Here is a 6,732-nt window from a genome sequence, read left to right as displayed (position 1 = left end):
GTGGCTTGGGCGATGTCCTCCCTGTTCAAATCCGAAGTGGTCGTCGCCGATCTCGATCTGGCTTTCGGCACCGCCAACATCAATTTCGACCAGGATCCGGCGCAAGGCATCGCCGAGGCGGTGTTTTCACCGGAACGCATCGATGAAGTCTATCTCGACCGGCTGCTGACCCAGTGCGCCGAGCATCTGTCGCTGCTGGCGGCGCCTTCGACGCTCGAACGGGTCTATGATTTCGATCCAGAGGCCTTCGTTCAGCTCATCGACACCGCCCAGCGCAGCGTGCCGCTTCTGGTGCTCGACGTCCCCCATGCCTGGACGGGCTGGACCAAGAACACCTTGGTCAAGGCCGACGAGATCGTCATCACCGCGACACCGGAACTTGCCAATCTGCGCAACACCAAGAACCTCATCGATATGCTCAAGCGGCTTCGTCCCAATGATCCGCCGCCCAAGCTGATCATCAACCAGGCCGGCGTCCCGAAACGCCCGGAGATTTCGCCGGCCGATTTCGCCGAGCCGCTCGGTCTGTCGCCAATGTCGGTCATTGCTTTTGATCCCTTGCTGTTCGGCAATGCCGCCAACAACGGACGCATGCTTGGCGAAATGGATGCCAAGAACCCGATCGTCGCAATGATCAACGAAATGGCGCATGTGCTGACCGGGCGCAGCGAAATCAAGATCAGGAAGAAGGCCGGGCTCGGCAGCCTGCTCGGCAAGCTCTCGCGCAACAAGAAGTGACGCTTCAGCAGTGGAATCGGTAGTCGATCATGTTTGGTAAAAGAGGCAGCGACGACGGCAACCGGTTCACGCCGGAATTTCGCCAGCCAGCACCGGCGCCTGTTGCGCCACCGGCTGCAGGTTCCGTGGACACGGCGGTTCTGACACGGCCCGCGGCGCCAAGCGCGCCTGTCGCGCCGCCGGCGCGCCGTGCGGTCGAGGCACCGCCATTGGCGCCTGAGCCGAAGCGGGCACAGCGCGAAAAAAGCGAAACCTATTACGATACCAAGAGCCAGGTCTTCTCCGCACTCATCGACACCATAGATCTGTCGCAGCTTTCCAAGCTTGATCCTGAAAGTGCGCGCGAGGAAATCCGCGATATCGTCAACGACATCATCGCGATCAAGAACTTCGCAATGACGATCGCCGAGCAGGAAGAGCTGCTCGAGGACATCTGCAACGACGTGCTCGGCTATGGGCCGCTCGAGCCGCTGCTCGCCCGCGACGACATCGCCGACATCATGGTCAACGGCTCCAGGAACGTCTACATCGAGGTCAACGGCAAGGTCGAACAGACCGGCATCCGCTTTCGGGACAACCAGCAGCTCCTCAACATCTGCCAGCGCATCGTCAGCCAGGTTGGCCGCCGCGTCGACGAATCCAGCCCGATCTGCGACGCGCGCCTCCCCGATGGCTCGCGCGTCAACGTCATCGCGCCGCCGCTCTCCATCGACGGCGCCACGCTCACCATCCGCAAATTCAAGAAGGACAAGCTGACGCTCGACCAACTGGTCAAGTTCGGCGCCATCTCGCCGCAGGGCGCCGAAGTTCTCAAGATCATCAGCCGTGTTCGCTGCAACATCGTGATCTCGGGCGGTACCGGTTCGGGCAAGACCACGCTGCTCAATTGCCTGACCAACTATATCGACCGCGAGGAGCGCGTCATCACCTGCGAAGACTCGGCCGAGCTGCAATTGCAGCAGCCGCATGTGGTGCGCCTCGAAACCCGCCCGCCCAATCTGGAGGGTGAGGGTGAGGTGACGATGCGCGACCTGGTCAAGAACTGCCTGCGCATGCGGCCCGAGCGCATCATCGTCGGCGAAGTGCGCGGACCCGAAGTGTTCGATCTTCTGCAGGCGATGAACACCGGCCATGACGGCTCGATGGGAACGATCCACTCGAACAGCCCGCGCGAATGCCTGAACCGCATTGAATCCATGATTGCCATGGGTGGTTATTCGCTGCCGCAGAAGACAGTGCGCGAAATCGTCGTCGGCTCCATCGACGTGATCATCCAGGCAGCGCGCCTGCGCGACGGATCGCGCCGCATCACCCACATCACCGAGGTGATCGGGATGGAAGGCGACGTTATCATCACGCAGGATATCGTCCTCTACAACATCAAGGGTGAGGACGCCAACGGCCGGCTGTTGGGTGAGCACGTATCGACCGGCATCGGCCGTCCGCATTTCTGGGAGCGTGCACGCTATTACGGCGAGGAGCAGCGTCTCGCCATTGCGCTCGAGGCGATGGAGAAACGCGCTGACTGACGTCTGCTGGGGTGTAAGGGTTCGGGCCAATGTTTGGAATTGACGGCACAGTACTGGCGTTTGTCGTGCTCGCCGGCTTCAGCGCCGGCGCCGTCGCTTATGCATTTCTGTTCACCCGGATCAGCAACGAGAAACAGGTCGGCAAGCGGCTCGAAACAATCAGGACCGCCGAGACGGATCGCTCCGTCGTCAAGGCCTCGCGCGACCGCGTGGCGGAAGCCGCCAAGCGGCGCAAATCGGTTCAGGATTCTCTCAACGAACTCGACGCCAAGCAGAAAACCAAGGACAGCCGCGTCAAGAAGCCGCCGCTGAAAGCCCAGCTTCGTCAGGCCGGCCTCAAGACCACCATCGAGCGTTTCTATATATATTCCGCAATATGCGGCATCGTTTTGACGATGGCCGCTTTCGTGGCCGGAGCCCCGCTGATCGCCTTGCCGGGCGTGCTGCTGGCCGGGGGGCTGGGCCTGCCGCGCTGGTTCGTCACGTTTCGCCGCGCCCGCCGGGTCAAGGCATTCCTCAACGAATTTCCAAACGCGCTCGACATCATCGTGCGCGCGGTCAAATCCGGCCTGCCGCTGAACGATGCCGTGCGCCTGATCGCCAACGAATCGCCCGAACCCGTGAAGACCGAGTTTCGCCGCATCGTCGATTCACAGCAGATGGGCCTCTCTATCCCCGACGCGACCTTGCGCATGCCCGAAACCATGCCTTGCACCGAGGCAAGCTTCTTCGGCATCGTTATCCAGATTCAATCGCAAGCCGGCGGGAATCTCTCCGAGGCGCTGGGCAATCTTTCGCGCGTGCTTCGCGATCGCAAGAAGATGAAAGCCAAGGTCGCGGCGCTGTCGATGGAAGCGAAGGCATCCGCCGCGATCATCGGTGCGCTGCCCTTCATCGTCGCCTTTCTCGTCTACCTGTCGAGCCCGGCCTACCTGATGCCGCTCTTCAACACCAGCGTCGGAAACCTGATCCTTGGTTGCTCTGCGGTCTGGATGTCGATCGGCATCCTGGTGATGCGCAAGATGATGAACTTCGAAGTCTAGGATGCTGGCATGACCGAGCAAGTCATCAAGACCCTGACGGATCCGAGCTTCCTGATCGCGATGCTGGTCGCGATAGCGGCGTTTGCGACCGTCTTCACCTTGCTGCCGGCGTTTGGCGGAAACCAGCTCAAGTCACGCATGAAATCCGTTGCGCTGGAGCGCGACGAACTGCGTGCGCAACAGCGCGCCCGGCTTGCGGTCGAGGCCGACCGCCGTCGCAAGGGCTTGCGTGAGGAACAGTCGATCGGCATGCGCAACATCGTCGACCGGCTGGATCTGAGACGCGCGCTCGCCGATGAAGGCACCTTGCAGAAACTCAAGGTGGCCGGTTTTCGTGGACAGAATCCGCTGACGCGGTTTCTTTTCTTTCGTCTCGTGCTTCCTTTTGTCGGTTTCGCGCTGGCCGCAATCTACATCTTCGTGCTCGGAGGACTGCCCGACAAGCCATTGGTCATCAGGCTGTTCGTCTGCATCCTCGTTGCTTACGGCGGCTTCTACGCGCCGGTCATCTACGTCAACAACCGCGCCACCAAGCGCAAGCAGTCGATCCAGATGGCATGGCCGGATGGGCTCGATCTGATGCTGATCTGCGTCGAATCGGGCATGTCGGTGGAAGCAGCATTGCGCAAGGTCGCCGACGAGATCGGCGCGCAATCGGTGGCGCTGGCGGAAGAGTTCATCCTCACCAATGCCGAGCTTTCCTATCTGCCGGAGCGCAAGCAGGCCTACGAGAACCTGGCAAGCCGCACCGGCCTGGATTCGGTCAAGTCGGTGTCGCAGGCGCTCGTCCAGGCCGAGCGTTACGGCACGCCGGTGGCGCATGCACTGCGCGTGCTTGCCGCCGAAAGCCGCGACATGCGCATGAATGCGGCCGAGAAGAAGGCGGCCGCCCTGCCGCCAAAACTTACCGTGCCGATGATCCTGTTTTTCCTGCCGGTGCTTTTCGCCATCATCCTGGGTCCCGCCGGCATTCAGGTCAGCCAACGCGGTATCTTCGGCGATCATGCGGCGCCGGCAACAAACGCCCAGTAGCGGCAAGGCAAATTCCTGCAGTACACTTCAAACGAAGAGGCCGCGCTGCATGCAACGCGGCCTCTTCGTTGGGGCATCGGAATTGTGGTCTCAGTTGGTTGCGGATTTCGGCTTGTCCTGGTCCTTGAGCTGGCTCCAGGCGTTCTGTTGGGCCAGCATCTGCCTGAGATAGGCGACATTTGCCTGCGCCTGTTCGGGCGACAGTTCCTGTGAGGCGATCTTCTCGGCCTCGTCGAACCGGCCTTGCAGGCCGACGACCAGCGCCAGGTTCTGGCGGACCCGGCTGTCCGCATTCGGCTGTTGCGCGGCCGAGCGCATATAGGTTTCGGCGGTGCGCAGATCACCTTCCAGCACATACGACATGCCAAGATTGGAGAGCACGGAAGGCTCGTTCGGCTTGAGGTCGAGCGCCTTGCGGTAAAGCTGGCGCGCATCGTCCTTCTGGCCGGTCTGGTCGAGAATGGCCGCTTCCGCCGACACCAGCCTCCAGTCGGGATATTCCGGTGTCTGAGCGCGGCGCACGGCGTCGAGCGCCGCCTCGAACTGGCCATTGGCGGCCAGCGCCTTGCCGTAGGAGGCAAGCACGTCACGATCCTTGGGCAAAGCGATGGCGAGTTTGCGCATCACGGCCAGCGACTGGTCGGCGTCGCCATCCATCTGCAACGCCGCCGCATAGTTCGTCGCTATCCGCTTGTCGTTGGGGTTCTTCGCGTAGGATTGGCCAAGTGCGCCGGTGGCATTGTGCAGTTCGCCGGCCGACATGCTTTCAAGCGGTTTGCCGCTGGTGCGTGCGATAGAGCCGGTGGAGAGCTTGTCGGTTCCGCAACCGGCGACGCCCGCCGTCAGCGCCAGCACAAGAGCCATGGTGATGAGCCGTTTTCCCCTGATATTGATCCTGCGGTTGGTCGGCATGGCACCCTAAGCCTCCATTCATGCGCGGCCATTGCGTGGCCGTCTTCCCTCTCGCAGAAATATTCTGTTAACCCTAACGGACGGTTAAGAACGGCGACTCACACGGAGAACATCGCATGCCTGTCGAACTCGTCGGGAAGACATTGCCGGGCGCGTTGCCGGTCCATCTGGTCGCCAGGGACGGTCTGGACGCGGCCGGTCTTGCGCCGGCCGCCATCGCCTGGGCCAGGGCCAACGGCTTTTCCGGCGAGGCAGGCAGGACACTGGTCGTGCCCGGCGAAAACGGGGCGCTCGGCGGCGCCTTGTTCGGTATCGGCGATGGCGAAGGCGCGCTTGCCCTCGGCGCATTGTCGAAAGCCTTGCCGGAAGGCGACTGGCATTTCGCCTTGGCGCCGGCCGAGGCCGAACTCGCGGCGATCGCGCTGCTGCTCGGCGGTTATGTCTTCACCCGCTACGGCAAGAAGCCAGGCAGGGCGCTGCGCTTCGGCCTGCCGGCCGACGTCGATGCCGGGCGCGTTCGCCGCATTGTCGATGGCGTCTTCCTGACACGCGATCTGGTCAACACGCCGACCAGCGATATGGGTCCGGAAGATTTGGAGCAGGCGGTGCGGACCCTGGCCGCCAGGCACAAGGCCGAAGTCTCGGTGATCAAGGGTGACGATCTCCTCGACCGGAACTTCCCGATGATCCATGCGGTCGGCCGTGCGTCGACCAGCGCACCGCGCTTGATCGACATGCGATGGGGACAGCAAGACGCACCGAAGGTGACGCTGGTCGGCAAGGGCGTCTGCTTCGACACGGGCGGCCTCGACATCAAGCCATCGTCCGGCATGCTGCTGATGAAGAAGGACATGGGCGGTGCCGCCAATGTCCTTGGCCTCGCCTCGATGATCATGGCTGCCGGGCTGAATGTGCGGCTGCGCGTGCTCATTCCCGCGGTGGAAAATTCGATTGCCGGCAACGCCTTCCGGCCTGGCGACGTGCTGATGAGCCGCAAGGGCATCACTGTCGAGATCGGCAACACGGATGCCGAGGGACGGCTGGTGCTGGCCGACGCGCTGGCGCTGGCCGACGAGGAGGAGCCGCAGCTTCTGGTCGACATGGCGACGCTGACCGGGGCTGCCCGTGTCGCGCTCGGCCCCGATCTGCCACCGTTCTACACCGGCGACGAAACGCTGGCATCCGATCTGGCGGAGGCTTCCGTCGCGACGGAGGATCCGCTGTGGCGCATGCCGCTGTGGCGGCCCTACGATGCAAAACTGTCGTCGAAGATCGCCGACATCAACAATGTCACCACGGACGGTTTCGCCGGCTCGATCACAGCGGCGTTGTTCCTGAAGCGCTTTGTCGAAAAAGCCGCGGGCTGGGCGCTTTTCGACATCTTCGCGTGGAATCCGGCTGACCGTCCGCAGGGCCCCGCCGGCGGCGAGGCACAGGGCATCCGCGCGCTGGAGCGGATCATCGCGAAACGCTATGGC

Annotated in this window: 6 protein-coding genes; 5 read left to right on the top strand and 1 reads right to left on the bottom strand. The window is 62.7% G+C overall.

The annotated features are described in order from the left end of the window. The 4 genes from EOA22_RS20595 to EOA22_RS20580 all read left to right on the top strand — a co-directional run. The coding region (locus tag EOA22_RS20595) for a CpaE family protein (RefSeq protein WP_206521305.1) at positions 1-738 on the top strand (738 nt) is incomplete at its 5' end. A 29-nt stretch (positions 739-767) separates the two neighbouring features. Then, positions 768-2,267: a CpaF family protein gene (locus tag EOA22_RS20590; protein WP_013533680.1), complete on the top strand. Its 1,500-nt coding sequence runs from the start codon at positions 768-770 to the stop codon at positions 2,265-2,267. 29 nt (positions 2,268-2,296) lie between these two features. After that, positions 2,297-3,310, top strand: a complete 1,014-nt coding sequence (locus tag EOA22_RS20585) for a type II secretion system F family protein (protein WP_013533679.1) — start codon at positions 2,297-2,299, stop codon at positions 3,308-3,310. Between the two features lie 9 nt (positions 3,311-3,319). Further along, a complete protein-coding gene (locus tag EOA22_RS20580; protein WP_127390182.1) occupies positions 3,320-4,342 on the top strand; it encodes a type II secretion system F family protein in 1,023 nt (340 codons plus the stop codon). Between the two features lie 90 nt (positions 4,343-4,432). Here the strand turns inward: EOA22_RS20580 and EOA22_RS20575 are convergent, their stop codons facing one another. Next, entirely contained in the window at positions 4,433-5,254 is an 822-nt protein-coding gene (locus EOA22_RS20575; protein ID WP_013533677.1) for a tetratricopeptide repeat protein, read from the bottom strand. Positions 5,255-5,370: 116 nt separating this feature from the next. Here EOA22_RS20575 and EOA22_RS20570 point away from each other — a divergent pair. After that, a partial coding sequence (locus tag EOA22_RS20570) for a M17 family metallopeptidase (RefSeq protein WP_127390181.1) occupies positions 5,371-6,732 on the top strand: 1,362 nt, incomplete at its 3' end.

This window comes from Mesorhizobium sp. M7A.F.Ca.US.014.04.1.1 (genome assembly GCF_003998745.1).
Taxonomy (GTDB): Bacteria; Pseudomonadota; Alphaproteobacteria; order Rhizobiales; family Rhizobiaceae; genus Mesorhizobium; species Mesorhizobium ciceri.
This window is presented reverse-complemented; position numbering and strand designations above follow the sequence as displayed.